Genomic DNA, 25,329 nt, shown 5'->3' on the forward strand with positions numbered 1-25,329 from the left:
CAAGCAAACAAACTTGGTGGACCGGCCGTGCTCTCTCGAGCGCCCGCGTGACCGGTGGGCGCGGTCGCCAAGCAAGATTGGTTCATGCCCGAGCCCGCCCCGTCGCTGGTCGAACTCGCCGAAAAGTTCGGCATCGCCACCGAATACGAGGATTGGGCGGGCCGCCACATCACCATTCCGGAGACCACGTTGGTGGCGGTACTCGGCGCCTTCGGTGTGGCCGCCGCGACCGAGCAGGAGCGCCGGGCTGCGCTGGACGCCCACCAGCGTGCGTATTGGGCGCGGGCGCTGCCCCCCGCGATCGTTGCGCGCGCCGGTTCGCAGACCAGCTTTTGGGTACACGTCAGCCACGGTGATCCGGCCGAGGTATGGCTGCAGCTGGAGGACGGCACCGCGCGCCGCGACCTCCGCCAGGTCGACAACTTCGCCGCACCCTTCGATCTCGACGGCCGCTTGATCGGCGAGGCCAGCTTCGTGCTGCCGTCCGACCTGCCGCTCGGCTATCACCGGCTGCACCTGCGTTCCGGCGAACATGACGCCAACACGGCAGTGATCGTGACGCCGGACCGGCTGGGGATCCCCGAGCGGCTCGGGCACCAGCGGGCCTGGGGTCTGGCCATCCAGCTGTATAGTGTGCGGTCTCAACATTCCTGGGGCGTCGGCGACCTCAGCGATCTCACCGACCTGGCCGTGTGGTCGGCCGTACGGCACGGCGCGGGCTACCTGCTGGTCAACCCGCTGCACGCGGCCACGCCGACCACGCCGATGGAGCCCTCGCCGTACCTGCCGGCGTCACGGCGCTTCGTCAACCCGCTTTACCTTCGCGTCGAGGCGATCCCGGAATTTGCCTACCTGCGCAAGCGCGGCCGGGTCTGGCGGCTGCGGCATGAGGCCCAGCGGCGGGCCGATCGATCCGAGCTGATCGACCGGGACAGTGCCTGGGCGGCTAAACGCCGGGCGCTCAAAGCGGTATACCGGGTGCCGCGCTCGGCGGGCCGCGAGTTGGCCTATGCGGCGTTTCGCGCCCGAGAAGGTGCCGCGCTCGACGACTTCGCCACCTGGTGTGCGCTGGCCGAGCGTTATGGGGCCGACTGGCATCGGTGGCCACCAGAGCTGCAGCATCCCGCCGGGCCGGGCGTCGCCGATTTCGTCGCGAAACATCCCCGTGCGGTGGATTTTCACCGGTGGCTGCAATGGCAGCTCGACGACCAACTGGCCGCCGCCCAATCGCGGGCGCTGCGGGCCGGGATGGCGCTGGGCATCATGCACGACCTTGCGGTCGGCGTACACCCCAACGGCGCCGACGCCTGGGCTCTGCAGGACGTGTTGGCGCTCGGAGTGACGGCGGGCGCACCGCCGGACGAGTTCAACCAGCTCGGGCAGGATTGGTCGCAACCACCGTGGCGGCCGGACCGCCTGGTAGAGCACGAGTACAAGCCGCTGCGGGCCATGATCCGGTCCGTGCTGCGGCATGCCGGCGGTATCCGGATCGACCACATCATCGGGCTGTTTCGGCTGTGGTGGATTCCGCGAGGCGCTCCGCCCACCGCGGGCACCTACGTGCGTTACGACCACGAGGCGATGGTCGGCATTGTCGCCCTGGAGGCGCACCGCGCTGGCGCGCTGGTGGTGGGTGAGGATCTGGGCACCGTCGAGCGGTGGGTCCGCGACTATCTGCGGGGCCGTGGGGTGTTTGGCACCTCGATCCTGTGGTTCGAGCTGGACCGTGACGGCGACCGCGGGCCGTTGCCGGCCGAGCGCTGGCGCGAGTACTGCCTGTCGTCGGTCACGACCCACGACCTGCCCCCAACCGCCGGCTATCTGTCCGGAGAGCATGTGCGGCTACGGGAATCCCTGGGTTTGTTAACCCGGCCGGTACAGGAGGAACTGGAAGCCAATCGCAAGGAACTGGCCGCCTGGACCGCCGAGTTGCGCCGCGTCGGACTGCTGGGTGACGACGCCGCTGTCGCGGAGACGGTCGTTGCTCTGCACCGGTATCTGGGGCGCACCCCGTCGCGGCTGCTCGGGCTGGCGCTGACCGATGCGGTCGGCGACCGGCGCACCCAGAACCAGCCGGGCACCACCGATGAATATCCCAACTGGCGGGTTCCGCTGGCCGGGCCGGACGGCAGGCCGTTGCTGCTCGAGGAGGTGTTCACCGACGGTCGGGCCGCCGCGTTGGCCGAGACAATGCGGGCAGCTACCGCCACCACCTGTTAGCTTCGAGTGCCATGAAAGTCGCCGTGGTCGCCCCGGTCGCCGCCGGGGTCACCGCGGACCCGGCGTGGATGGTGGGCTTCGCCCAGCACCTCGAGGCCTGTGGTTTTGAATCGATCGTTGTCGCCGAACACAGCGTGTTAGCGGCCCGCTATGACAGCGTCTACCCGTACGACAGTTCTGGTCGGGTGGATTTGGCCGCCGATTGCCCGGTGCCGGATCCCCTTGAGCTGCTTGCGTTTTTGGCCGGCCACACCGAGCGGCTGGGATTGGCTACCGGGGTGCTGGTGTTGCCCAACCACCATCCCGTCGTGCTGGCCAAACGAGCGGCTACGGTCGATGTGCTCTCAGGTGGTCGGCTTCGATTGTGCGTCGGCGTGGGATGGCTGCGCGAAGAGGTGGAGGCGTGCGGGACTGCCTTCGCCACCCGGGGCCGGCGGGCCGACGAGCAGTTGACGGTGCTGCGCGCACTGTGGGCTGACCACCCGCGTGGCGTCAGCCACCACGGCGAGTTTTTCGACTTCGACGACGTGATGTGCTATCCCAAACCCGTTGCCGGCGCGCGTCTTCCGGTGCACATCGGTGGACACAGCCGGGCGGCGGCGCAGCGGGCCGGACGCTTGGGTGACGGGTTGCAGCCCCTGGGTGTCAGCGGCACCCGGTTGGCGTCGCTGCTGACGCTGATGCGCGAGGAAGCGGTGGCAGTCGGACGCGACCCGGGCGCATTGGAGGTGTCGCTGGGCCATCTGGTTACCAAGATCGACGCCGACCGCGCTGGCCGCCTCGCCGATCAGGGCGCCGACCGCATTGTGTTGGGCATGCCCGCGATCAACGACATCGAGCAGGCCAAAGACGTCCTGTCTGCGTGCGCGCAACGGCTGGGGCTGTCGCCATGACCGTGTGTCCAGCCGACCGGATGGCACTATCGGATTTGGTCCACCGCTACGCCAGCGGCATTGATGATCGTCAGTTCGACACGGTGGCAGAGCTTTTCACGCAGGATGCCGAAATGACGGTGCCGGACCCGCCGGCGAAGCTCGAGCCCGTCCTCCGTCACGCCGGACCGGCCGCTATCGGCGCGGCGATCACCGCAGTCGCTACGACAGTGCGCACCGAGCATGCGATTGTCGGGGAGGTCTACGACCCCGGGCCGGACCCCGACGCTGCGCGCGGACGCATCACGTGCGTCGCGCACCACTGGGACCAGCGCGGTGGGGAGCTCATCGACGTGGTGTGGCATCTGCGCTACGACGACGACTATCGGCGCACCGATGCCGGTTGGCGGATCTGTCGGCGGGTGCTGACGATCAATGCCATCGAGACCCGGGTGCTGCGACGACTGCGCCCGGCCGACGTTCCCAGCTAACTCCCAGGCGTTGTTTCCATTATGTTAATCACGTCACACAGCGGTAATAGTGTATCTTCGCGCGGGTGACGACAGACGTTAACGACGCCCCAGCGCACAAGGGCTCGGCTGGCGGTGGTGTACCGGCGCACAACGGCACTGCCACCGCATTGGCGGTCGGCACCCCGCTAACGTTTGACCCGGACTATCGCAGCGAAGTACACACCGCCGAGGACACCATCGATGTGGAGACCTACGGCGGTGGGTTCGACCTGACCAGGCGGGCCACCGCACCAAAGCTACGGGTGGGCCCAGACAAGTGGTTCAACTTGCTATGGCTGATCCCGATTGGCTTCGCGCTGCTGGTCGCAGCGGTCGCGATCGGCAAAGGCCTGTACCACATGCCGGCGGTGCAGAACTTCATTGCGCGTTATCCCGGCACAACTACGCACGGCGTCAAGCCCGGCATCCCGGCGTGGATTGGCTGGACCCATTTCTTCAATCTTTTCATGATGATGTTCATCATCAGAACCGGGATCCAGATCCTCTGCGACCATCCGAGGCTGTATTTCAGCCGCAACGCCACGCCCGGCAAGGACGAGTGGCTACGGGTGGGCCCACCCGTTCCGGACGACGAGTACTGGACTGCTAACGCCGACACCGTCGCGCTGCCAAGGCATTTCGGGCTCCCCGGATTCCGCCACTCGATCGGCCTGGCGCGGTGGTGGCATTTGGGCGTTGACGTGTTGTGGCTGCTTAACGGCGCGGTCTTCTACGTGCTGCTGTTTGCCACCGGACAGTGGCGGCACATCGTGCCGACCAGCTGGGACGTCGTCCCCAACGCCGCCTCAGTGGCAATCCAGTACCTGTCTTTGCACTGGCCAACCGACAACGGGTGGGTGGCCTACAACGGGTTGCAAGTGCTGGCGTACTTCACCACGGTGTTCATCGCCGCGCCGGCCGCGCTGTTCACCGGGCTGGGCATGTCACCGGCACTTTCGCAGCGTGTGCATTGGCTCAGCAAGCGGTTGAGCATCCAGCATGCGCGCTCACTGCACTTCCTGGTGCTGGTGTATTTCTTGTTCTTCATCCTTGTGCACGTAACGCTGGTGTTCACCACCGACGCGCTGCGCAACCTCAACCACATGTTCGCCGCCCGCGACGACGACAGCTGGATCGGCTTCTGTTTTTTCGCCGCGGCCATGGTCGTGACTGCAGTGGCGTGGGTGTGGGCCACTCCCTTCACCATTCGCCATCCGCGGGTGGTGCAACGGGTGGGCTATGCGCTCGTCGGACCGTTCCAGCGGATGCTGGAGAAGTTGGACCCCAAGCCGGGCGCCTTCACCGAAGACGACATCTCCCCGCATCACTGGCGCAACGGTCGCCTGCCCGAGACCGTCGAATACAAGGAGCTGGAGAAGAACGACTTCCGCGATTGGCGGCTGCGGGTGTACGGCCTCGTCGAGCAGCCGATGGAGTTCTCGCTCGACGATCTCAAGGCGCTGCCCTACCACGAGCAGATCAGCCAGCACTTCTGCATCCAGGCATGGTCGGGTGTGGCCAAATGGGGTGGCGTGCATATGAAGACGATCATGGACATCGTCAAACCGCTGCCCGAGGCCAAATGGGTGGTGTTCTACTCCATGGGTCTCGGCGCAACCGGCGGGATCTACTACAACGCGCATCCCATCGCGCAGATGACGCATCACATGACCATGCTGGCCTACAACATGAACGACCAGCCGCTGCCCTACATGCACGGCAAGCCACTGCGGCTACGCAACGAATTGCAGCACGGGTTCAAGCTGGTGAAGTGGATCAAGGGCATCGAGTTCGTCGCTGACTACCGCGAAATCGGCAGCGGCTACGGCGGATACAGCGAGGATCACAAGTTCTTCGGCCGCCATCAGACGCTATAACACGTTGCGCGGGCATGTAACAACGCGTCCGCCCCGAGCCACGTTGGGACAACCGCGGCGGCTTTTCGCGGTAGCACTCGCAACGAGCACCGACCAGTCAACAGCTCGCAACCCGCTGGTCCTGCTCATCTCAAAAAATTAGGATCTCTTACCCACCGTTGTCGAATGCCGGATGGGGGATCCCGATGTGCTCGTATCCGACCAAAGGCCGTAACCGGGCGGCCCGCAGCACCGGCGGACATGGCTTCCTGCGGGTGTGGATGGTGGTCGTGGCGGGTGTGGCTGCCGGAACGGCGGTTCCGGTGGTTCTGCACACTTCGCGCTACGGCCTGACCACCGGACAACTTCTGCTGGCGCTGTTTCTCTGGATCAATGTGTTGGTCACGTTCTTGGAAATCTCGCTGTTCCTGCAGATCAACCTGATCAAGGAACGCTATGCCGAGTACGTGCTGACTTATCGGGGCCGCGAGTTCGACCGTCTCATCGAGTTCGTCACCGCGCCGATCCGATGGTCGGAAGTGCCGCGTCCGCGCAGATGGGCCGACGGATGGGCGACCTACGCACTCTTCGACGACGCATACGCCAGCGAGAAAGCCTTCGGATTCTGGGGCGACACCGGCAACGGGTTTTCGACACTGATCCCATCGGCGCTATTCCTTTACGGCATGACCTATGACGTGTTGCCGGCGCGATGGCTGGGCACTCTCGGCGTGGCGCTGTTCTGGCAGAAGCTCTACGGAACAGTGATCTACTTCTGGGCCTACCTTTACAACCGGCAATTCGCCGGCCACGCGAAGCGCGACGTGGTATTCGTCGTCCTGCTGAACGTGTTGTGGCTTCTTGGTCCTGCCTGGGGCCTTGTCGTCAGCATCGGCATGATCAGATCCGGCGGCTTTGCGTTCGTCCGCTGACCAGGCGCTACCGGTTGGTTGCGTTGCGTGCGGCCGTGGGCCAACCGTCGCGAACAACACATCCAGCCCCGGCTTCCCCGCGCTGACCCGCGCGGCCAGCCGTTTCCCCGGGCCCGAATTTGGGTAGCAGCCCAACACCGCTTAGGGCGGCAAAATTGCAGTGACAGTGGGGAGAAGCTGATGGGAGAAACCTCACAGGACCCGGTCGATTACCACCGGACCACGCGGCCGCACGCCGGCGAGGCGATAAAAGACACGGCGAAGCTGCCCGGGCTTGTCTTGGTCGGAGCCGGTGTGGTGGCGATGGCGATTTGCGTGGCCGCATTGGCGATGGGGCAGGTCGGCGTCGGCATCGCGGCCGTGGTCGTCGGGCTGCTTGCCAGTGCAGCCGGGCTGGCCTGGCTTGCCGCGGAGCGCAGGCGGGTACGCGACATCGAACGCCGGCAGCCCACGCCCCGGTCGGGTGATACCCCCCGGAACTAGGCGACGGCGCGGATGTGCGTCAAGGGGCGATGCGGCCAGCCGCTCAGCGTAAGGCTGCCAGGTTGGCTATCGACTTGTGCACATCAGACTTGACGACCCGGGCGACCAGCCCCCCGAGCGGCCCGTTGAGCACACCGCCCGTGATCTCGGCGGTCAGACGAAACACGGTGCCAGGATGGTTGTCGGCGAGTGTCATCCTCACCGCGAGCCGAATTCCGCCGCGGCCCCGGCCTTTTAGTTCAATTACTTCGGGTTCGTCGTAACGAGTGACCGTCCAGTGAACGACGTTGCGAAAACCCTTCACCTTGATGCACGCCGACACGCGGGTGCCCTCCTCGATGGTTGACGGAACAGCGCTGCGCCAGCCGCCGAAAATTGTCATCCACTCCCCGAACCGGCTTAGATCTGACGCCAGCTTCCAGGCGGCCGCCGGTTCTAGCCCGGATGTTGTCGAAACCTCTACTCGAGCCACGTCGTGGCCCGTGCGCTAACCACCACTACCGGATACACGCGGGTCGGCATACCCGGCCCGAACCGCCCGATAAACCCCCTCGCCGCCGCGGTTCAGTCGCGGTCCCAGGCGGCAGCCAGTTGCTCTGCCACGTCGATAACTTGAGCGGCTTGTGATTGCGGCGAGTCGATTTCGTTGGCGACGTGCCAGGCGATGTAGCGGCGAATCTCACCATCGACGCCCGCCACGATCCGCAACAGCTCACCGCGGATCGAGGTAGCGGCGACGTGAACCATGATGTCCGACGGCCTCGGCTTGCCCACGTCGATAACCAGCAGCAGCGGCTCGGCCGCGTGCGCCGAGGCGCGCAAGGCGATTTCGCCGTCGACCATGAACCGCTGCTTGTCTAATCGCAAATCGACGATCATCTCGATGGCCAGCGGAATCCGGATATCGAAGGTGATCAGCTGGCCGAGCTTCCGGGTCACTTGTGGTTGCTGGATCTTGACGTTCGCGCTGACCCGGGCAAGCCCGCCCGGTCCCTGCCGGATCGGGCCGGTCTGGAACTCTTCACCGGCGATCTGGCTGAACGCCGCGGCGACGCGGGCCTCGGTAACAGCGACCTCGAAGAACCTGCGACCGAATTCTTCGTAGGTCACGTAGTTGTGGGGCTGCATAAATTCATACCGTCTCATGTCGTCGGCGTTGTGGGTCGCTGACCCGCCTACGCCAGGGCATGTTGGCCCTCAACCGTGTCGACCGCCGGCTGCGAACCGACCTCGGACGGTAAGAAGATTCGGACATCGCACCGCCGCGATGGCACATCGGCACCAGGGTTCGATTCCGGTCGGGTTCGCAACCACCACCCCAATCCTCGATTCGCCTCGGCAGGTGCCTGTCAGCTGCGAGAACCTGGCGGTGTTTGTCAGTTCCATGCGCGCCCACAAAGATTCTGAAACCCGCTCTCCCCGAGCGCGATTGGGACCGGCGCTGGCCTGGCTGGGCGGTGGCCACTGGGCGGAGCTCGCTGAGCGCCATCAGCGCTCCACCCAGGCGATCGCCGGATTGGTCGTGCTGTTCGGCGCCGGTTCGGCTTGGCTGGCCGCCGCGGTTGCCGTCGGGGCATCGGCGCGCTGGCCGATGCCGGCCATCCTGCCGTTGACGCTGGTCTTCGGCCTGCTGGTCGGCGCGGTGACACGCGCCACTGCGAGCGGCCCGACCCGCGGCTGGCCGGGCTTGGTCGCACGCGCTGCGGTGGCGGTCGTGGTTGGAATTGCGGTGGCCGAGCTAAGTGGGCTCGCGGTGTTGTCCGGTTCGATCGATCGCCGTCTCGCCGAGCAGGCCGTGCAGCGTGCCGACTCCGCGCCCACGGTCGCGCAGGCCTCGGCCCACCTCGACCGGGCACGCGCGGCACGCAGTGCCCTGGACAACGCCGTCGAGCAGGCCCGTGTCGTCGACACCACGACGCAACCACTGCGGGCGGCGCGCCAGGTGTTCGAGGAGGTCGAGGAGATTACCTTTTCGCTCAATCGCACCCGCAGGGTGACCGTGAGCGCCGCAGCCGCGTGACGAGCTGACGGCATCGGATGCGCCCCGCGACGTGGAATCAGGCGGCGGGCCGGCCGAATTGGGCGCACCGGACGGTCCGCGCCAGCTGTGGCCCGGGCAGTAGCCGGCGTGACCGCTCGCGTCATCAAACAAATCGACAAGAGTCGAATAGTGCATCGAATACCTTGGCAAGCACGATATTTCGTACGTTGCAGAACAATCCAACAACCATCGCAGAAATAGCCGGTGTCAACGAAAATTTAAGGCGTATAAGGCTTTTTTGCCTGCACACCCAATTATCGACTTCTTGTGGTATTTGTAACCGATGCCACTAAGAGAAGTGAATCGTGAGTCCCGCCACAAATTTTGGTGGTCTGGCGATGGTGTTGTTAATGTCCCGGCGCATGTTTGTTTTAGCTACGCTGATGTCATTTATTCAGCAGGTGTCGGGTACTCCGTATGTCGCGGGCGGAGACTCACCTGCCGGTACCGACTGTTCTGGACTGGCTTCGTGGGTAGCGAATATGGCCACCGATAGACCGGTTTTCGGAAGTAGGTTCAACACCGGAAACGAGGAATCCGCGCTGCTAGCTCGCGGCTTTAAGTATGGAACTGCTCCCGGCGCTTTGGTGATTGGGTGGAATGGCAGCCACACCGCGGTCACACTGCCGGATGGGACTGCGGTGTCCAGCGGTGAAGGCGGTGGCGTGAAAATCGGCGGTGGGGGCGCGTATCAGCCGCAATTCACCCATCACATGTTTCTGCCGGTGGCAGCCGAGCCGGCAGAAGACGCCCCCGCACCCGAACAAGCAGCCATTCTGGTCGATGTCGTGGAACCTGAAGCTCCTGTCGCTGATTCAACATCTGATGGCGCAATCAGCTCGGAATTTCCTGTGCCAGAGCCTGATCCGGCACCAGTACAGGACGATGCCGCGGGCAGCTAGTTGAGAGTCACCTGGTCGCCGATGTGAATGACGCCTTCCGTCAGCACCGAAAGGTACACCCCGGCGCAGGGCAACGTCGCCGATGCAGGTGCTGCCAAGCGGTTTTCGGCTATCAACGTGCGCAGCGCCTGGGGGGCTGACGGTAACGGACCATGTTCCAAAGTGGGCACTGCACAACGTGATGTGGGTTTGAGAACACGTAACCGGGTCTCCCTCACGGCAAGCTCTCTGCCCACCCATTGGTTTTCGGCGTAGGGCGGATAGCCCGGTGGTGTGGCGATCACCAGATTCGGCCGGTAACGTAGCGCAGCAACTCCGACGCGCTCGATGGTGGCGGTCGTGATCGCGTGCAACGGGGCGAGGTCGGTAAACGAATCGCCCGGTGTTGCCCCGGCAATCTCGACGATGCGGGCCTCGACCTCGGCGTCCACACCTAGATCGAGCACCTTCTCCGGGTCGGGCCGCTCCAAGGTAGCGCTTCGGGGGCGGCCGCTGATCAGTCGGACCGCGCGCCCCAACAACCCGGAAAGCAGGTCATCGACGCCGGGGTCGTCGGCGGCCACACTGGCTGCGCCGGGCGGCGTAATGCGTACACCCCCGGTGTCCCAGCTGGCGGAGAACTGCAAGAGCTGACGCCACAACCGGGGCTGCTTGGCGCTGGCGATCCGCCCAGTCACGGCGTCGACCAGCGCTAGCCGGCGGTCCCCGTCCGCGCCACATTCGTCGACGAACACGCTGGCAAGGCTTTCGCCGAGCATCGACTTCACCGGGTAGCGGTACAGCATGTGCACTTCCATCCGCACCGGACCCTCGGGGTGTGGGCCGCGCGTCGTCACGGTTCACAGTATGCGCGTTCTCCGACCCGGTCTGCCGACCACATTCAGCCCGAATTCGCGACGTGACGGGTGGCACGCGGTCATACTCAAGACCATTCCGGGGAGGAGGCGCCATGCCGACGCCGGCGCTCAGTTTGGCCCAGCAGATGCTGCGACGCCGGCCGGTGAGCGGCGCACCGGTCGCCCCCGGCGCCTCGGATCACCTGCGACGAAGTCTGGGGACCTTCCAGCTGACGATGTTCGGCGTCGGGTCGACGGTCGGCACCGGCATCTTCGTTATTCTCTCGGTGTCAGTACCGCAAGCCGGTCCGGCAGTGGTCCTTTCGTTCGTCCTCGCTGGAATCGCGGCGGGCCTCACCGCGATCTGCTACGCCGAGCTGGCATCGGCGGTTCCAGTGTCGGGATCGGCCTACTCGTACTCCTATGCGATCCTCGGCGAGTTCGCCGCGGTGGGAGTCGCGGCATGCCTGCTGCTGGAGTATGGCGTCTCAACTGCCGCCGTGGCCGTCGGATGGAGCCAGTACTTGAACAAATTGTTCAGCAACATCTTTGGATTTCGGCTGCCGCAGGCGATTTCCGCGGCGCCGTGGGATTCCGATCCTGGGGTGGTCAACTTGCCGGCCATCGTCTTGGTCGCGATGTGTGCGGCGCTGCTGATCCGCGGCGTCAGCGAATCCGCCAAAGCCAACGCCGTCATGGTGTTGATCAAGCTCGGCGTGCTGCTGATGTTCGCTGCGATCGCGTTCAGCGCTTTCAAAACGGAACGCTTCGCCGACTTCGCACCGTTTGGTGTCTCAGGCATCAGCTTGGCTGCCGGCACGATCTTCTTTACCTACATCGGTCTTGACGCCGTCTCCACTGCCGGTGACGAAGTCAAAGATCCGCAGCACACCATGCCGCGGGCGATCATCGCGGCCATGTTGATCGTGACGGGTTTCTATGTGCTTGTCGCGGTGGCCGCGATCGGCGGGCAACCGTGGCAGGCCTTCAAGGGTCAAGAGGCGGACCTCGCGGCAATCTTGGAGCACATCAGCGGAAATGTCTTCGGCAGCACAATTTTGGCTGTCGGCGCGGTGATCTCGATCTTCTCCGTCACTCTTGTGACGATTTACGGCCAGACACGCATCCTTTACGCGGTGGGACGTGACGGGCTGCTGCCGACGACGTTCGCAAAGGTCAATCCGCGCATGATGACACCGGTCAGCAACACCTTGATCGTCGCGGCCGTTTTGGCAATGTTGGCTGGCCTGGTGCCACTGGAGAACCTGGCAGAAATAGTGTCCATTGGCACCTTGACCGCGTTCATCGTGGTGTCGGTGGGAGTGATCATCCTGCGCGTCCGCGCGCCGGACTTGCCCCGCGGTTTCAGGGTGCCCGGGTACCCGATCACGCCGATCTTGTCAGTGGCGTCGTGCGTTTATATCTTGTCGGGCCTGCACTGGTACACCTGGATCGGGTTCAGCGTGTGGTTGGTGGTCGCGCTGATCTTCTATCTGCTGTGGGGTCGCCGGCACAGCGCACTCAATGACGACATCAACGACGAAATCGCAACCGTACTACCTGTTGAGGACATCGCGACGCCGAATAGCTGATCGGTCGGCGGCGTCGAGTGATCGATGCCTGATGGCAGTCCCGAAAATGTGCTCTGCCGTGGCGTCCGCCGTGTCCTTCGGGGAGCGGGTCGCCTGCGCGGTCGAGCAAACTCCTGCGGCGGCACCTTGTTGGTGGGACCATTTGCTGATGGACGACCAGGAGGACCCCGAGAAGCGCATCGCCGAGCTGGAACGGCAGCTGGCCGAGCAGACGCGCGCCGCCGAACTCGGTAGTCAACAGATCTCGGTGTCCAGAAGCGACGAGACGCCCCGGACGCCACCCGTAGCGCCCACTCCGGCGTCACCAACGCCAGACAGCAGCGCAGGTTTCCCGCGATGGCGACGCAGCGGCCCGCTGCCCCGGTGGCGCTTGGTTTGGATATTGGTGGCCTTCTGGGTGGTCATGATCGCGGTGGGAAATGGTGTGAGTCGGATTTTCACGCACGTGAGCCACTATTCTTCTCCCCCCTCGTCCTCAACGATGCTTCCGTTAACCGGTGGGCCCAGCGCCTCGTCTGTTGCGCCGCAGCCCTTTCCGAGCGAGCTGACGGTCGGGCGCGGTGGGGTGCTCAGCCTCGGCGGTAACGGAAGATCGCAAACCGTCTCATGCAACGACGGCACGCTGAATCTGTCCGGCAACAACAACACATTCACGGTCACCGGTCACTGTCTTAGGCTACAAGTTTCAGGCAACTACACCCATGTAACGATCGACAGTGCCGACACGATCGACGCCGGCGGCATCTACACTGTGACGATTTATCATTCGGGCACGCCGACGATCAACAAGTCGGGGATCGATGTTACCGTCAGCCAGGGCTGACCGGGCGGTGAGTGTCTCGGTTGGCACAGCGGTAACCACAGTGAAACCGCCTGATTGCCGGGTGCGGCGTGTCATCCGGCCCTGTGGTCCCGTTCTGCCCTGTAAGCCAGGCGTTTTCAGCGTCTAGTCTGTCTTCTGCCACGGCTGACAGCTGTGCGTCAGAAACGCCGCGTCACCCGGCTGGAGCGCCACTACCTGAGGGCCGGTGCTGATGTTGTTGTCGATGATGTCGGTCGGATTGAGGCTGTTCAGCCTGGCCCAATAGCAATCGGACTCTCCTTCACTGCTCCGCCCGGCCGAGCGGTAGGTGCCCAGCACGATATCGGTACCCACTCGATATGTGCCGTCGGTTTCCATGACCGTTTTTGGGATCGGTGTCGCCGGTGGTGTGTAGGTCACCGTTACGGTTTTGGTGATCACCGGCTGCACCGTCGACGTCACCGTGGCAGCTAGCTCGCTCGACCGCACGCAACCTGAGAGAAGTATCGCCGTTGCCGCAATGACGGTGTTCTTCCCGGGCACTGAAGGAGGGTAAAGCACAGAAGCGCCGTCATGACACCGTTTTCAGGTGAAGCCGAAACGACCCGTCGCGGTTGCTGAGCGCACAGCCGCGACACGCAATAGTTAAAACTGCAGGGCTGAAGCTTTCGCGGGGCGGCATACGCCCACCTGTCGTCCACAGCGCGTTACGGTGGATCGCCATGCTGGTCTTGGCCGCGTCCACGGGTCTCGGTCAGTCGGATTGCGAGCGAATCGTCACCGGTGCGCTGGCTCAGCCCGTCCTGGCTGTCACGAGCCTGGCCTACGCCGTCGCCGGGATGACCGTGCTGTGCTGGGCCGCGCGGGTCAGGGCGCCGCTGGCCGGGGCCGCCGGAGCTGCGCTTGTGGTGGTCGGGGCGGGCAGCTTCGCCTACCACGGGCCCCAACCGTCGTGGGCGAAGGTCGCCCATGACTGGTCGATCGCCGCCGCAGGAGCGGTGTACGCCGTGGGCCTGACCCGAAGCCGGCCACGGTGGTCGGCGTGGACAGGACCGGCCGGGGTCTTCACGCTAGGGCTGGCCGCCTATGTCGCCGGGCGTTCCAGGTCGCCGCTATGCCGGCCGGACAGCCTGTGGCAGTTCCACGGCGTCTGGCATGTGCTCTCCGCCGCTGCCGCGGCTTGGGCCGCACCGGCGCTGGCGCCGGACCCGCGGGTTGGCGTCCGCTGGCGCAGGTAGCCGGCGGCACGTTGCAGTCGCACCTGACCTGCGTCGGGCTGACAGGATTTGAACCTGCGACCACTTGACCCCCAGGTACCGGCAGGGCCTTCGCCGGCCTTCGCTCACTACCTATTTGTGCAGGTGGAGGGAGTTTGGCGGTGTGGGCGAAGGCGGGCGAAAACCCCCAAAATGAGCCGCGTTGCCATCCGCGTTGCCATCCACGCGGTCGCGTCACTGGATCTTGTCGTGCTTCGCCAAATTGTGCCGCGCACACATCAACTGGATGTTCTGGGCTACGAGCGAGGAGCCGCCGCGCGAGTACGGGATGATGTGGTCGAAGTGCAAGTTGTCGGTGCTTCCGCACTCGACACACTTGCCTTCGTCCCGCTTCCACACGGCCAGCTTCACGTCCGTTGGAATGAGTCGGTTCTGCTCTAGACGCGGCTCGCGCGAGTCGACAAGCGGCGTCGCATCTGGATCGACCTCGAGCCGAAATTTGAACACCAATCGCTCGTTGGACTCTTCCCGCCAGCCATCTACAAGCCTGAACGTGCCGTTGAATGTCCAGATGCCGGTGCGCATTTTTTCGTACACGCGAACGCGCTCCGGCGGCATCCCCAGCTCGCGGTGTTGTGACGCAGCCTGCAGGAATAATCCGTTCTGGGTTAGCGTGCCTCCTGGCCCGCGCTCAGGCTGGTCGAGCGTCTTCGGGTCCGGACCGCCCCGGGTTTGTGGCCTGTCGTGGCCTTCGTAGATAAGGACACGACCGTCCTCTTCGATTCGATCGTCGCGAGGTGCGCCAGGCCGGCGGCTCATCAAGATGATGCTGAGCCGGCCGCTGGTGCCGAAGTTCATGCCACGCTTGTAGGTTGACGCCTTCCTCACGGCACATGTCCAGGTAGGAAATCACTTCTCCGGGCACAAGCACACGCAGGATCGTAAGCGACCGAAGTTGCGCTGACCGCAACCACACGCCGCGGCCGGCACACAGTATCGTTGGCCCGGCAATCGCGCTCTGGCATCGTGTTTTGGGTGGTGAAGAAGTGAGCGAGTTCAAGAGTGAGATCCGCGATAGTACAATCAACGCGCTTGAGAATAAGGTGGCCAAAGGAAGCTACAAGAAATACTTGAGTCGACTAGTCCTCAAGCGCGTCCGCGGCTTTACAGACCGCGAAGTGACATTCGATTTCCCAGTTACTGCATTAGTGGGCCCGAATGGTGGAGGCAAGACTACAATTCTTGGCGCCGCAGGTCTAATTTATCGCGAGGTCCCTCCGAGGCGATTTTTCGCGAAAAGCGGAAAGTACGACAGCAGCATGAAGGACTGGACTGTCGAGTATCAGTTGATAGATAGGGATATCAATCCAAGGCTACCAGTCCCGCGCACAGCCAGCTATCTCAAAGCTAAATGGAATCGCACCGCTGTCGAACGAGAAGTGCTAATATTCGGCGTCGAGCGGACGGTTCCAGCCACCGAGCGGCGCGAATTAGTTAAAGCGGTCGGGGGAAAGTTCTCAGCTTACAAAGAGTCCGCGTTAACCGAAATAGTCGCGGAGAACGTAGCTCGAATACTAGGAAAGCCTGTCGAAGGATTTCACCAGCTATTTATTGATCGTTCCGAAAAAATCAGCCTATACGCCGGTCAGACGCATGATGGCGCCGAATACTCCGAGTTTCACTTCGGCGCCGGTGAGGCGAGCGTCATTCGAATCGTTACGGGCATTGAAAATGCTTCAGAAAACTGTCTAATCCTTATCGAGGAGATCGAGAACGGGCTTCACCCCGTCGCGACGCAGCGTATGGTCGAGTATCTGATCGAAGTCGCAGACAGGAAGTCATATCAAGTCATCTTCACGACACACTCGAATGATGCTCTCGCTCCACTTCCGTCACGAGCAATATGGGCCGCATACAATGGAGAGGTTCTCCAAGGAAAATTGGACATCGCGGCCCTTCGCACCATTACTGGGCAGATCGATGCACGATTGGCAGTCTTTGTGGAGGACACCTATGCCGTGCTATTGATGACCACCGCGCTGAGGTACTTGCCCAAAGTCGAATTGTCCGCTGTCAAGATTCATGGAATGGGCGGCGCTGGTCCGGCGATCAGCGTTAATGAACAACATAATTTGGATCCCACCTCGACATTTCCGTCTATTTGTGTACTGGATGGCGATAAATCCGCTCACGCGGACGCTGAGAAGCGGATTTTCCTGCTTCCTGGGAGTGGCGATCCAGAACAATACATTTTTGATCGTGTGGTCAGCCGTCTCGATGCGGTCGCTGCACGTCTTACGGTTTCAATGCAGCTACCTGCTTGCCAGCAAGAGCGCGTGAAGGAGGTCATCAAGTCGAGAATGCTGACGAATCACGATATACATGTGATGTGGGAGCAAATAGGCGAAGATCTTGACTTTACGGCTGGCCAGATTGTGGCGACGGCGTTTCTGGCCATTTGGGCGCAAGAGTTCCCCGAAGAGATTCACCAACTTGTTGCGCCATTTCGCGACCTATTGCCAATGGTGCCTTAACGTTTGCTTGCCAGGTCAATACTGTGGATGCCACGGAATTGGCTCGTCCCACGGCTCGTCGGGCATCGCGAACGCCTCCTGTAGCTCGCGCTGCTTCTCGCCGCCGGGCCACTCGCCACCGCCGGCAACCCAGGCGGTACGGTCGGCCCGCCACTGGTCATACGCAGCCCGCCATAGCGGCTCTTCGATTTTGACCGGGCAATCAGCATGACGTCTGGGTTGCGGCCCGCTGTTTGCGGGTGCAGTGAAATCGTATCCGGCGTGCCGAATTGTCTTGATTCCGGAACCCGCACGCGGCGCGTTTGACCTGTTTGACGAGCCGGTTGTAGCCCTCGGTGCGGGCGTTGGTGATACCTGACTTGGGCCACTTTTGGAGGATCGGGGTGGTTGCGAGTCGCTGAGCTGGGGTTTTCGGTCGCGGCGGGTCGGAAGGTCTGCACTAATTGAAGTTCTTTAGTGTGCGCTGGTGGCGTATGTGCGCACGGTGAAGACGGCCTCGGGAGCAACCGCGGTGCAGATCGTGTGGTCTTCGCGGCGGGGATCGCGCCAGATTGAGCACCTCGGCTCGGCGCACAGTGAGGCCCAGCTGGAGGCGCTCAAGGCGGCTGCGGCTCAGCGCGTGGCTGCCGGTCAGCAGAGCCTGGACCTGGGACTCGAGCAGGCCGCTGCCGGCGGTGGCCGGCCGCTGGAGATCGTGGCCTCCTGTTCTGAGCACCTGTGGGAGGCGTTGTGTCATGCCTATCGGGTGCTGGGCTTTGATGCCGCCACCGATGGAGATGAGGTGTTTCGGGACCTGGTGGGCGCCCGAATCATCGAACCGACCAGCAAGGTCGATGCGCTGCGGGTGCTTTCGGAGACCGGGGTGGATTCGCCGGCCTATCGGACGGTGAAGCGGCGGCTGCCGATCTTCGCCAAACCCGAATTCCGGCAGGCACTTTCGGCTGCATGTGCAGCGCACGCTGCGTTGGGTCCGGCCAGCCTGGTGCTTTACGACGTGAGCACCCTGCACTTTGAAACCGATGCCGTTGATGGGTTTCGCGAGCCCGGGTTTTCCAAGGAACGTCGACTCGATCCACAGATCACCCTGGGTTTGTTGACCGATGCGACTGGGTTCCCGCTGACAGTGGCTGCCTTCGAGGGCAACAAGGCCGAGACCGCGACCATGTTGCCGGTGATCAACGCGTTCAAGACCGCCCACCGCTTGAGCGAGGTCACCGTGGTCGCTGATGCCGGGATGATCTCTGAAGCCAACCAGGTCGCCCTGCAGGCCGCGGGGTTGTCGTTCATTCTGGGAACCCGGATCTCATTGCTGCCCAACGTGATCGCCGAATGGCGCGCTAAGCACCCGGACGAGGTCATCCCGGACGGGTTGGTGTTAACCCAGCCGTGGCCGGCCACCTCAGCGGAGAAAGCCCGCGGTATCCCGGATCGGGTCATCTACTACCAGTACCGACATGACCGGGCCCGGCGCACCCTGCGCGGCATCGACGAGCAGATCGCCAAGGCCCAGCGCGCCGTGGATGGGCATGCCCCGGTCAAGCGCAACCGCTACATCCAACTCAGCGGTGCGACCAAATCGGTCAACCGCGCCTTGGAGGCCAAGACCCGTGCGCTGGCCGGCTGGAAGGGCTACACCACCAACTTGGTCGAACAACCCGCGCAGTTCGTCATCGACGCCTACCACCAGCTGTGGCGCATCGAGAAGGCCTTCCGAATGTCCAAGCATGACCTTCAAGCTCGCCCGATCTACCACCGCACTCGCGACTCGATCGAGGCGCACCTCAGCGTCGTGTTCGCCGCCATGGCTGTATCGCACTGGATCGAACGCCAAACCGGCTGGAGCATCAAGAAATTCGTCCGCACCGCACGCCGCTACCGCACCGTGCAGATTCGCGCCGGACGACAAATCCTCACCGCCGCCGACGCCCTACCCGACGACCTCGCCGAAGCACTCGCCAAGATCCGCACCGACGGTGCGCACTAATTTGGCCCAAGTCGGGTGATACCGGTGGCGATGAAGGCGTTGATCTCGGGCCACCAGGTGTCGACGGTGGCGGCCAGGGTGAGCAGCTCAGGGATCTGCGAGTCGATGCACCACGCCAGGAAGCGGTGCAGCCGATACCGGGTCAGGTGCGCATCGCCGCCGGCGTGCACGGTGGACAGCAGGGTGCGCAGTTCTTCCTTGGCGATCCACGCCGACAGGATCTGGCCGGTGTCGTCTTCGGCCACGATCGCGTTCCACATCGTGGCGAAATTCTTGTCCGACAAGCGTTCCCACGCGGTCAGCAGGCGCCGGCGGTGGGCCCATTCCGGGTCGAGTTTGCCGCCGCGGCGATCCCGCAGATCCCAGGTCACCCGGCGGCGCACCTTGGTCAACGCATCGTTGCCGAGTTTCACCAGGTGGAAGTGATCGACCACCACCGTGGCATTGGGCAACAACCCCGGTGTGCGGATCGCCGTGGCCTAGACCGCGGCCGGGTCGATCGCCACGAACTGAACGGCCTCGCGGAACTCCTGGCTGTGCTCGGCCAGCCAGTCGATCACCGCAGCACCGGTGCGGCCCTCGCGCTGCCCCAACAAGCCCTGATCTCCGGCTAAATCGACGAATCCGGTGTCCCACGGGTCAACCCGCACCCACCGCCCTGTCGTGGCGCACTGCTCCCAGCGGGGTTTGCCGCGGCGGGTCTCGTCGATACCGAGCACTGCCACCGGCGCGGGTTCGCATAGCCGTTCCTCGGCGTGCGCGACGAACGCGCGGTGCGCGGTCGGCCAGGATACCCCGTGGGCGGCCGCGACCTCGGCCACCGCCCGCCCGGCATCGCCGATCGCCGCACCGATCGCGGTACGCAACCGTGTGGTGGCCCGGGCCCGCGCCGGCACCTGCGCGATGGCCTCTGTGAACGAGGACTTCTCGCAGTAGTCCTCCCGGCAGCGCCAGCGGGTCTTGTGCCAGCGCACCGTGATCGGGTCCTCACCATAGGGAATATCGCGCGGCGAGGTGCTCACCAGCTCCTTCACCGACCTGGACACCACCCCACACCCCGGGCACGCCGCCGCCGCTTCGTCGGCGGTGACCACATGAACCACACGGGTCCCGTCGACGTCCCGCTCGACACGCTCAACCCGTACTCCTGGCAACCCAAACAACAATGTCGTACCGTCAGACACGGCCCTCGGTCCCTTCTTCCGCCTGAAATCCGCAAACTTCAGACTTCAGAAGGCCGAGGGCCTCCCCATGCAACGACACGCCCTATGAGAGCGAAATCACAACTGCCCCTTTAAAATTGAAGAGCCGCCATAGCAGTAGGCCCGCCGCCGGATTGCCCAGCGGCATCGGATAGGGCGTCGGTGGCGGTGTCATCAGTTCGGGCGGCGGCACAGTCAGGCCGGTCCGGCGCCTCACGACACGACGCCGGCGATGCCGTAGACGCCCCGAGTCGACCGCCGTTGTGCCTTGGGCTGGTTGTCGTCGTCAACGCCGGTGGGCAGGCCGAGCGCCGCGATCAGCCGGGCGTAGGCGATGCGCTGCTGGCGCAGCTCGGGTAGTGCCGGATTTGCCTTGCGGCCTTGCGGGCTATTGATCAGCGGGCCGTCGGCATCGAGCGCAGCCTGCAGAGCGTCGAGCGCGTCGACTGTGCGGCAGGCTTGCAACAGCAGGCCCTCCTCGTGCACGGCCAGCTCGTACTCGCCGACTGTCGTGTCCCACAGCCGACGGCCCGACTCCCGCAGGCCGTCGGGCGCCGACGGGCGTGGCTTCTGCGACATGTTGACTCCTCAATAGGGCGATCCGGTTCAGATCTCGGATAAACGCAAGCGCCTATGCCGCGAGAGGCGAAAACCCGCAGGTCGGAGGCCCCTCCCCAGGTCGAGGGCAGCCTGTCGCGCCGTCGCTAGCGTTGCAGTGGCGCAGCGAGTGTCGGCCGGGGGTGGTTTGGGCAGCGGCCCGCGCTGCGCTGGCTGAGGACGCAGCGGGGCCGCTGTGTGCGACGGGGCTCGGCGCAGGTACCGCAAAACTACGGCGGCCCTTTGCCTATTCGCGCGAAAGGAGGGGACGCAGGCCGACGCCGTCGCCATTCGTCATGTCTTTAGCGGCCAGCGCGTTGCCCACGGCTGCGGTGCGGTGCGGCGCCTCTGCGCCGGGCGCGGTCGCGCTCAAGCTCAAGCTGCGCGAGCAGTTTGCGCTCTCGCAGCTCGCGCGTCCCGATCGTTGTCGCCGGCGTGCGGCGACGGATCGACGTGTGCGGCTGCGCGAACCGACCTGTGCGCGGACAGGTGAACGGCGCCGACGACATCACACCGACGGGCCGATTGCACTCTGTGCACGAGTACGAAAGACGCTGTGCCATCGCGTTACCCGAACGCCGTGGTGCCGCCGACGCTGCGTTGACGTTCAGCGGCTTTGCGGGCTTCGCGCTCCCAAGCCTCATAGAGCGGCCCAGCCGCCTCGACGGCTTCGTCGAGGGTGGGGTACCAGAGCACACCACCGGCGCGCAGCCCGAGGATGTAGTTCTCGCTGACAGTCTGGCCGTGCAAGTGGTTTGAGACCGTGGTCGGATCGCGCCACTGGCCGCAGTTGAAGTGTCCGACGTTGAGGGCGTCGACGCCGCCGGGCACGAGATACAGATCCCTGATTTCGTAGAGGGTGTGCAGCTCGGCGCCGATTAGCTCGCGGTCGGCGTAGGCGGGCCTCCTCGTGGCGGCCGGTGCGCACGAGCTGGTCGAGCGACACACTGCCAAGCGCCTCGATCCGGCGCAGCTTGGTGATGGCGTCGTCGGCCAGTTCCGCGAGCCGCGGGTGGATTTCGTCGCGCGCCTTGCGGAGTGCCGAGAGGGCGCTGCTGGCGGCTGTCAGGATCGCCTGCGCGTAGGAGCTGCGCAGCCGTTGCGAGCCCAGCTCGTCGAGGAGCAGCCCGTCCAGCTCGGCGCGGTCGGCCCCGGCGAGGATCGCATCGCGTAGGGCGGTATGCTCGGGCTCGGCCGGGCGCTCGGCCTCAATGCGCGCAAGCCGGGCGACCTTATCGGTGACGGTGTCGGGCAGCTCGATACCACGGTCGTCGAGTTGTTTCAGGATGGTGCGCAGGCTGTAGGGGGCGCCGTCGCGGCTATTCCATGCCATGAGTTTCGTTGTCTCCCTCAGCTATCACGTGACCCGGCGCTGTACTGCCGCAGGGCAGCCGCCGCTTGCTCTTTTGTGGTGCCGGTTTTGCGGTCGACGCCGCGCAGGTTGCGCAAAGCCTTGGCGGCGCGCTCGCGCGGGTCGGCGGGCTCGTCGGGTGGGCGTACGCGTGCGATGAGGAGGTCGAACTCCTCGGCCGACATATCGGCCAGCTGCTGCTCGGCCTGGGGGTCTAGTTCGCTCATGCTGTCATGCTGTCCAATCCTCTTGTGCCGCCGCTAGGTTCGTACGGCGCGCGTATGCGAGCACTTCCACCTCGCGGAATGACCAGCCGTTGCCGACGATTTCGCCGCCGAGGTCCTCCGCGTGGCGTTGAACGGTGCGCGTCGACCAGCCAAGGATTTCGGCCGCCAGGCGGGTGCCGATGCGCGCGCTCACAGCTCGCAATTCTTCTCGCTCGATCCGACCGGCGTGTCGCGATTGCGACGGGGTTTGATACTCGCGCGTGAGCCGGTCGAACAACTTCGACACCTCCCGTGGGTAAGGACGTCCGGCGATCCGGCGCTCACGCATGAAGGTGTTGAACACCCAACAGGCCGCGCGGATTTCGTCGTTGTCGAGGTTCACCGCTGCCCCCGCGGATTGAACGAGTCACGCCGTGTCTGGTACGCAACGCTCGGCCACGACCGGCACCACACGCCGCCGCTGAGGTCGACGAGCGTCCAATGCCCATCTGAGCCGCGTTCGTCGCACAGCGGCGAAATGAAGGTTCTTTCCGCGTGCGACGGCGGGCGTTTGAAGGTGGGCGAGCCGATCCAGGCGGTCCGGTCGCGGTCGCGGCGCTCTTGCAGGTGCTCGACCGGACCCTTGTCGATACGGCTGACGATCCCGACAAGCGCATCGAAAGCGTTTGCCGAGCCGGCGCTAATTTCGGTCTCTGCCAGCGGTTTTGCCGCTTCGCCGGCGTTTTGCTGCGGTGTGCCACCGCCTGAGTTCACAGCCACGGCAGCAGCTCCATCGCCAGCTCGACATTGCCGCGCAGGCACTCCTCGCAGGCGCATGCCAGCACCGAACTGATTTCGCGATACTTCGGTTCGCGCCCGGCAGCAATGTCGGCGCGCACCGACCCGAGCGCCTGCATCGCACGCTCGTGCTCCTCGTAGGTGGCGCGCACGGCCCGCTTGATTCCGGCGCTCGCTCGGACGTTGTGGTAGGGCTTCGTTTTCGTTGTGCACGTGCGCCCCCGCGGTGCTGCGCAGGCTGGGCAGGGCACGCTGAGCGCATAGCTGGTGTAATCCGACACTGTCCTGTCTCCTCGAAAGTTGCTTTGAGCTGCTGTGTTTCGGTCGACAGTGCCATTAGTGCCTTTCTGAACTAAACCCCTCATACGCGCGCGTGAAGGGTTTTGTTTGAAAAGACACTAACGACACTAAATCGCCCTGACCTGCGGCTTAGTCATCGGTTTCGATTGCCAGCGCGATGCCCTGAAACCAACGCTCGCCGTTGCTTTTCGTCAGCCTGACGCCGTCGCGCTTGGCGACCGCCTCGTTAAAGCTGTTGCGGCCCATCGCCTCGCAGCCCTCCGCGGCGGCCCACGCCAGCCACGCCTCGAACAGCGCCCGCGCCTTGACCTTCGACACAGGGCTAGCCGTCGTGCAGCACTCAGAAATGAAGCGCCCCAAATGATCCGACTTGCGCCGGTAATCCGCGGTGGCAACCATCACCTCGTCGGGCTCATCCAGGCCCTCGATCTGATAGTCGGCGAGCCCTTGCACCGCCCACGCGAGGATCGCCTCGGCGTCGAGCTTGAGCTTGTCGGCCAGGTCGCCGTCGCGACGCTCGGGCGGCCACGACCACGTCGAAGCGGATCACGCGGAGCCGCCGCCAGAGGGCCTCATCGTCGCCTGTCACCTGCGGCGGATGGTTGGTCACCATAAACACCGTGTGGCTCGGGTCGAAGTCGACCCAATACTGATACAGCTTGCGGGCCTTGATCCGATCACCGCCGGTGAGCCGCTTAACGGTCTCCTCGGCGAGCTTGGCGCCCTTGTCGGTTTCGCTCACGACGGCGATGCGCCTGCCTCGCAGGTCGACCTGCCCGATACTGCTGGTCTGCCCGGCAGTGAACAGGTGCGGGTCAGCGGTCATCGCGTAGCTGCCGAGCGCGTAGAGCACCGCGGCGATGAGGGTCGATTTCCCGTTGGCGCCGACTCCGGTGAGGATCGGCAGAATGTGCTGCTCGACCCGGCCGAGCAGCGCCATGCCGACGACGCGACGCGGGTACTCGCGGACGTCGTCGTTGGGCAGCACCTCCTCTAAAAACGCTTCCCACGTCGCCCCCGCGGCGGTGTCGTCATATGACGCCTCGGTGATCTGGGTGAGCAGGTCGTCGGGATTGTGGCTGCGCAGCGCCAACTCCCGCAGGTCTAGCGTCCCGTTGGCGCAGTTCAGCAGGTGCGGGTCTGAGTCGAGCTCCTCGACCTCGACGCGGAACTCGGGCAGGGCGGCAGCTATGCGCAGCACGCCGTCAATGCCGTTCGCGGTCTCACACCCGGCGACGGCCTTGCGCAGCTCGGGGTCGCCGAGCGAATCGTTTAGCGCGGCGCGCAGGGTGCGCAGCACGTACTCGCGCACGCGCTTGTCGCCGCCATCCTCAACCCACCGCCGGCCGCTCCAATAGAACCAGCCGAGGCCGTGAGCGTGAATTGCCTTGCCCGAGGACTGCTCTGCGAATAGATAGGCGATCCGCACTTGGCGACCGTGCTGCGCTGCCAGGTCGTCCCGCGAGCGCGGGGCGCGCAGCAGCCCGTCGAGTTTCAGCGCGTCGACGACCTCCAGGGGTACGCAGCCGTTATCGCAGTGGAGGGCGACGTATCCCGAGCGGCTCAGCACGGTGAGTGTTAGGGCGTCGCTGCCACCGCCGTCTAGGCAGGCGGGGCACTGCGCGATGAGCCGCTTTGCACGAGTTAGCTTGCGGTATTCGAAGTCTCGTAGTTGGAGGGATGCCTCGACGTCGTCGAATGTGATGACGTGCGGGGTTTCCGAGTCGTTCATCGGTACTCTCTTCGTTGCTTTCGTTGGTCCTTCGCGGTCACGGCACAGCCGTCGGGGGAACTTATGGCTGCGTCGCGGCTTCGGTGATCCGATCGACATATGCCTCAATTGATTTCGTGGTCACAAACCCGCGGCGGCCGATGTTGACCTTGACGAGCTCGCCGCGTTTGAACAGGTCGTAAATCTTCGTGACGCCAATGCCGCCGAGCCGCCGCCTCGCATCGGTTACCGACAGGAGGAGCGGCTGGTGGTCGCTGTTGTCCTTGTCCATGTGCTTCTGTCCCTTGTCTCGCGTTGTGATTCGCCGGTTTTCGCGAACTTGCTTGAAGCTATGGCGACACGTGTCGTCAGCGCCTTGAG

At 64.3% G+C, this 25,329-nt stretch carries 30 protein-coding genes and 1 pseudogene; 13 read left to right on the forward strand and 18 right to left on the reverse strand.

Annotation, left to right across the window (positions count from 1 at the left end; translation table 11 throughout):
• Positions 1–84 precede the first annotated feature (84 nt).
• From malQ to MHEC_RS11975, 6 genes are all read left to right on the forward strand, one after another.
• Complete coding sequence (gene malQ / locus MHEC_RS11950) at positions 85–2,220, forward strand: 4-alpha-glucanotransferase (protein ID WP_048893076.1); 2,136 nt, start codon at positions 85–87, stop codon at positions 2,218–2,220.
• An 11-nt stretch (positions 2,221–2,231) separates the two neighbouring features.
• The gene (locus MHEC_RS11955; RefSeq protein ID WP_048893062.1) at positions 2,232–3,113 is read left to right on the forward strand and encodes an LLM class F420-dependent oxidoreductase; all 882 of its coding nucleotides are present in this window, start codon (positions 2,232–2,234) and stop codon (positions 3,111–3,113) included.
• A complete protein-coding gene (locus MHEC_RS11960; protein WP_048893063.1) occupies positions 3,110–3,583 on the forward strand; it encodes a nuclear transport factor 2 family protein in 474 nt (157 codons plus the stop codon). The genes MHEC_RS11955 and MHEC_RS11960 overlap by 4 nt, the downstream gene beginning before the upstream one ends.
• Positions 3,584–3,732: 149 nt before the next feature.
• Positions 3,733–5,481 carry a molybdopterin-dependent oxidoreductase gene (locus MHEC_RS11965; RefSeq protein ID WP_048893077.1) on the forward strand — a complete coding sequence of 583 codons (1,749 nt, stop codon included), beginning with the start codon at positions 3,733–3,735 and terminating at the stop codon, positions 5,479–5,481.
• A gap of 185 nt (positions 5,482–5,666) precedes the next feature.
• Positions 5,667–6,392 (forward strand): hypothetical protein, encoded by a 726-nt coding sequence (locus MHEC_RS11970; protein ID WP_048893064.1) that lies wholly within the window; start codon positions 5,667–5,669, stop codon positions 6,390–6,392.
• Between the two features lie 180 nt (positions 6,393–6,572).
• Entirely contained in the window at positions 6,573–6,875 is a 303-nt protein-coding gene (locus tag MHEC_RS11975; protein WP_071700452.1) for a hypothetical protein, read from the forward strand.
• Positions 6,876–6,918: 43 nt separating this feature from the next.
• Here the strand turns inward: MHEC_RS11975 and MHEC_RS11980 are convergent, their stop codons facing one another.
• Positions 6,919–7,347, reverse strand: a complete 429-nt coding sequence (locus MHEC_RS11980) for a type II toxin-antitoxin system Rv0910 family toxin (protein WP_048893065.1) — start codon at positions 7,345–7,347, stop codon at positions 6,919–6,921.
• Between the two features lie 92 nt (positions 7,348–7,439).
• Positions 7,440–8,003, reverse strand: a complete 564-nt coding sequence (locus MHEC_RS11985; protein WP_048893066.1) for a hypothetical protein — start codon at positions 8,001–8,003, stop codon at positions 7,440–7,442.
• A gap of 214 nt (positions 8,004–8,217) precedes the next feature.
• On the opposite strand from MHEC_RS11985, the gene MHEC_RS11990 reads away from it, so the two are divergent.
• Positions 8,218–8,895, forward strand: coding sequence for a DUF4407 domain-containing protein (locus MHEC_RS11990; RefSeq protein WP_160315067.1), 678 nt, complete (start codon positions 8,218–8,220; stop codon positions 8,893–8,895).
• Between the two features lie 383 nt (positions 8,896–9,278).
• Entirely contained in the window at positions 9,279–9,818 is a 540-nt protein-coding gene (locus tag MHEC_RS11995; RefSeq protein WP_053094041.1) for a hypothetical protein, read from the forward strand.
• Here the strand turns inward: MHEC_RS11995 and MHEC_RS12000 are convergent.
• A complete protein-coding gene (locus MHEC_RS12000) occupies positions 9,815–10,615 on the reverse strand; it encodes an MOSC domain-containing protein (protein ID WP_048893068.1) in 801 nt (266 codons plus the stop codon). The genes MHEC_RS11995 and MHEC_RS12000 overlap by 4 nt on opposite strands.
• A 152-nt stretch (positions 10,616–10,767) precedes the next feature.
• Here MHEC_RS12000 and MHEC_RS12005 point away from each other — a divergent pair, with 152 nt between their 5' ends.
• Together MHEC_RS12005 and MHEC_RS12010 are read left to right on the forward strand one after the other, a co-directional pair.
• Positions 10,768–12,246, forward strand: a complete 1,479-nt coding sequence (locus MHEC_RS12005; protein ID WP_048893069.1) for an APC family permease — start codon at positions 10,768–10,770, stop codon at positions 12,244–12,246.
• Between the two features lie 148 nt (positions 12,247–12,394).
• Complete coding sequence (locus tag MHEC_RS12010) at positions 12,395–13,069, forward strand: DUF3060 domain-containing protein (protein ID WP_160315068.1); 675 nt, start codon at positions 12,395–12,397, stop codon at positions 13,067–13,069.
• A 123-nt stretch (positions 13,070–13,192) separates the two neighbouring features.
• Here the strand turns inward: MHEC_RS12010 and MHEC_RS12015 are convergent, their stop codons facing one another.
• Positions 13,193–13,510, reverse strand: a complete 318-nt coding sequence (locus MHEC_RS12015; RefSeq protein WP_236591484.1) for a hypothetical protein — start codon at positions 13,508–13,510, stop codon at positions 13,193–13,195.
• Between the two features lie 260 nt (positions 13,511–13,770).
• Between MHEC_RS12015 and MHEC_RS12020 the strand changes: the two genes are divergently transcribed.
• Entirely contained in the window at positions 13,771–14,286 is a 516-nt protein-coding gene (locus tag MHEC_RS12020; RefSeq protein WP_048893071.1) for a hypothetical protein, read from the forward strand.
• Between the two features lie 213 nt (positions 14,287–14,499).
• Here MHEC_RS12020 and MHEC_RS12025 read toward each other — a convergent pair whose 3' ends face one another.
• Entirely contained in the window at positions 14,500–15,123 is a 624-nt protein-coding gene (locus MHEC_RS12025) for an HNH endonuclease (RefSeq protein WP_082169993.1), read from the reverse strand.
• 188 nt (positions 15,124–15,311) lie between these two features.
• Here MHEC_RS12025 and MHEC_RS12030 point away from each other — a divergent pair, with 188 nt between their 5' ends.
• Positions 15,312–16,799 carry an ATP-dependent nuclease gene (locus MHEC_RS12030; RefSeq protein WP_048893072.1) on the forward strand — a complete coding sequence of 496 codons (1,488 nt, stop codon included), beginning with the start codon at positions 15,312–15,314 and terminating at the stop codon, positions 16,797–16,799.
• 202 nt (positions 16,800–17,001) lie between these two features.
• Here MHEC_RS12030 and MHEC_RS12035 read toward each other — a convergent pair whose 3' ends face one another.
• The gene (locus tag MHEC_RS12035) at positions 17,002–17,178 is read right to left on the reverse strand and encodes a transposase (protein ID WP_269098375.1); all 177 of its coding nucleotides are present in this window, start codon (positions 17,176–17,178) and stop codon (positions 17,002–17,004) included.
• An 87-nt stretch (positions 17,179–17,265) separates the two neighbouring features.
• On the opposite strand from MHEC_RS12035, the gene MHEC_RS12040 reads away from it, so the two are divergent.
• Positions 17,266–18,783: an IS1634 family transposase gene (locus MHEC_RS12040; RefSeq protein ID WP_420830355.1), complete on the forward strand. Its 1,518-nt coding sequence runs from the start codon at positions 17,266–17,268 to the stop codon at positions 18,781–18,783.
• On the opposite strand, the gene MHEC_RS24210 is transcribed toward MHEC_RS12040, so the two are convergent.
• The 12 genes and pseudogenes from MHEC_RS24210 to MHEC_RS12090 form a co-directional block, all read right to left on the reverse strand.
• Positions 18,780–19,235 (reverse strand): transposase, encoded by a 456-nt coding sequence (locus MHEC_RS24210; protein WP_236591485.1) that lies wholly within the window; start codon positions 19,233–19,235, stop codon positions 18,780–18,782. The genes MHEC_RS12040 and MHEC_RS24210 overlap by 4 nt on opposite strands.
• Before the next feature lie 27 nt (positions 19,236–19,262).
• Positions 19,263–19,967, reverse strand: coding sequence for a transposase family protein (locus MHEC_RS24215; protein WP_236591486.1), 705 nt, complete (start codon positions 19,965–19,967; stop codon positions 19,263–19,265).
• A gap of 231 nt (positions 19,968–20,198) precedes the next feature.
• Positions 20,199–20,564 (reverse strand): terminase, encoded by a 366-nt coding sequence (locus MHEC_RS12050; RefSeq protein ID WP_048893752.1) that lies wholly within the window; start codon positions 20,562–20,564, stop codon positions 20,199–20,201.
• Between the two features lie 585 nt (positions 20,565–21,149).
• A complete protein-coding gene (locus MHEC_RS12055; RefSeq protein ID WP_142358646.1) occupies positions 21,150–21,530 on the reverse strand; it encodes a hypothetical protein in 381 nt (126 codons plus the stop codon).
• A 402-nt stretch (positions 21,531–21,932) separates the two neighbouring features.
• Positions 21,933–22,160, reverse strand: a complete 228-nt coding sequence (locus tag MHEC_RS12065) for a hypothetical protein (protein WP_048893756.1) — start codon at positions 22,158–22,160, stop codon at positions 21,933–21,935.
• Positions 22,161–22,164: 4 nt separating this feature from the next.
• Positions 22,165–22,542: a hypothetical protein gene (locus tag MHEC_RS12070; protein WP_048893757.1), complete on the reverse strand. Its 378-nt coding sequence runs from the start codon at positions 22,540–22,542 to the stop codon at positions 22,165–22,167.
• Positions 22,539–22,919, reverse strand: coding sequence for a hypothetical protein (locus MHEC_RS12075; RefSeq protein WP_142358647.1), 381 nt, complete (start codon positions 22,917–22,919; stop codon positions 22,539–22,541). The genes MHEC_RS12070 and MHEC_RS12075 overlap by 4 nt, the downstream gene beginning before the upstream one ends.
• On the reverse strand, positions 22,910–23,089 hold the full coding sequence (locus tag MHEC_RS12080; protein WP_048893759.1) for a hypothetical protein: 180 nt from the start codon (positions 23,087–23,089) through the stop codon (positions 22,910–22,912). Before MHEC_RS12080 ends, MHEC_RS12075 begins: the two co-directional genes overlap by 10 nt.
• Positions 23,090–23,104: 15 nt before the next feature.
• Positions 23,105–23,302: pseudogene (locus MHEC_RS25190) on the reverse strand (zinc finger domain-containing protein); the annotation flags it as partial.
• 64 nt (positions 23,303–23,366) lie between these two features.
• Positions 23,367–23,690, reverse strand: coding sequence for a hypothetical protein (locus MHEC_RS24220; protein WP_048893760.1), 324 nt, complete (start codon positions 23,688–23,690; stop codon positions 23,367–23,369).
• Entirely contained in the window at positions 23,650–24,969 is a 1,320-nt protein-coding gene (locus MHEC_RS12085; RefSeq protein ID WP_048893761.1) for a DNA primase family protein, read from the reverse strand. Before MHEC_RS12085 ends, MHEC_RS24220 begins: the two co-directional genes overlap by 41 nt.
• A gap of 61 nt (positions 24,970–25,030) precedes the next feature.
• Positions 25,031–25,240 (reverse strand): helix-turn-helix domain-containing protein, encoded by a 210-nt coding sequence (locus MHEC_RS12090; RefSeq protein WP_048893764.1) that lies wholly within the window; start codon positions 25,238–25,240, stop codon positions 25,031–25,033.
• Positions 25,241–25,329 lie beyond the last annotated feature (89 nt).

Source organism: Mycobacterium heckeshornense, assembly GCF_016592155.1.
Classification (GTDB): domain Bacteria; phylum Actinomycetota; class Actinomycetes; order Mycobacteriales; family Mycobacteriaceae; genus Mycobacterium; species Mycobacterium heckeshornense.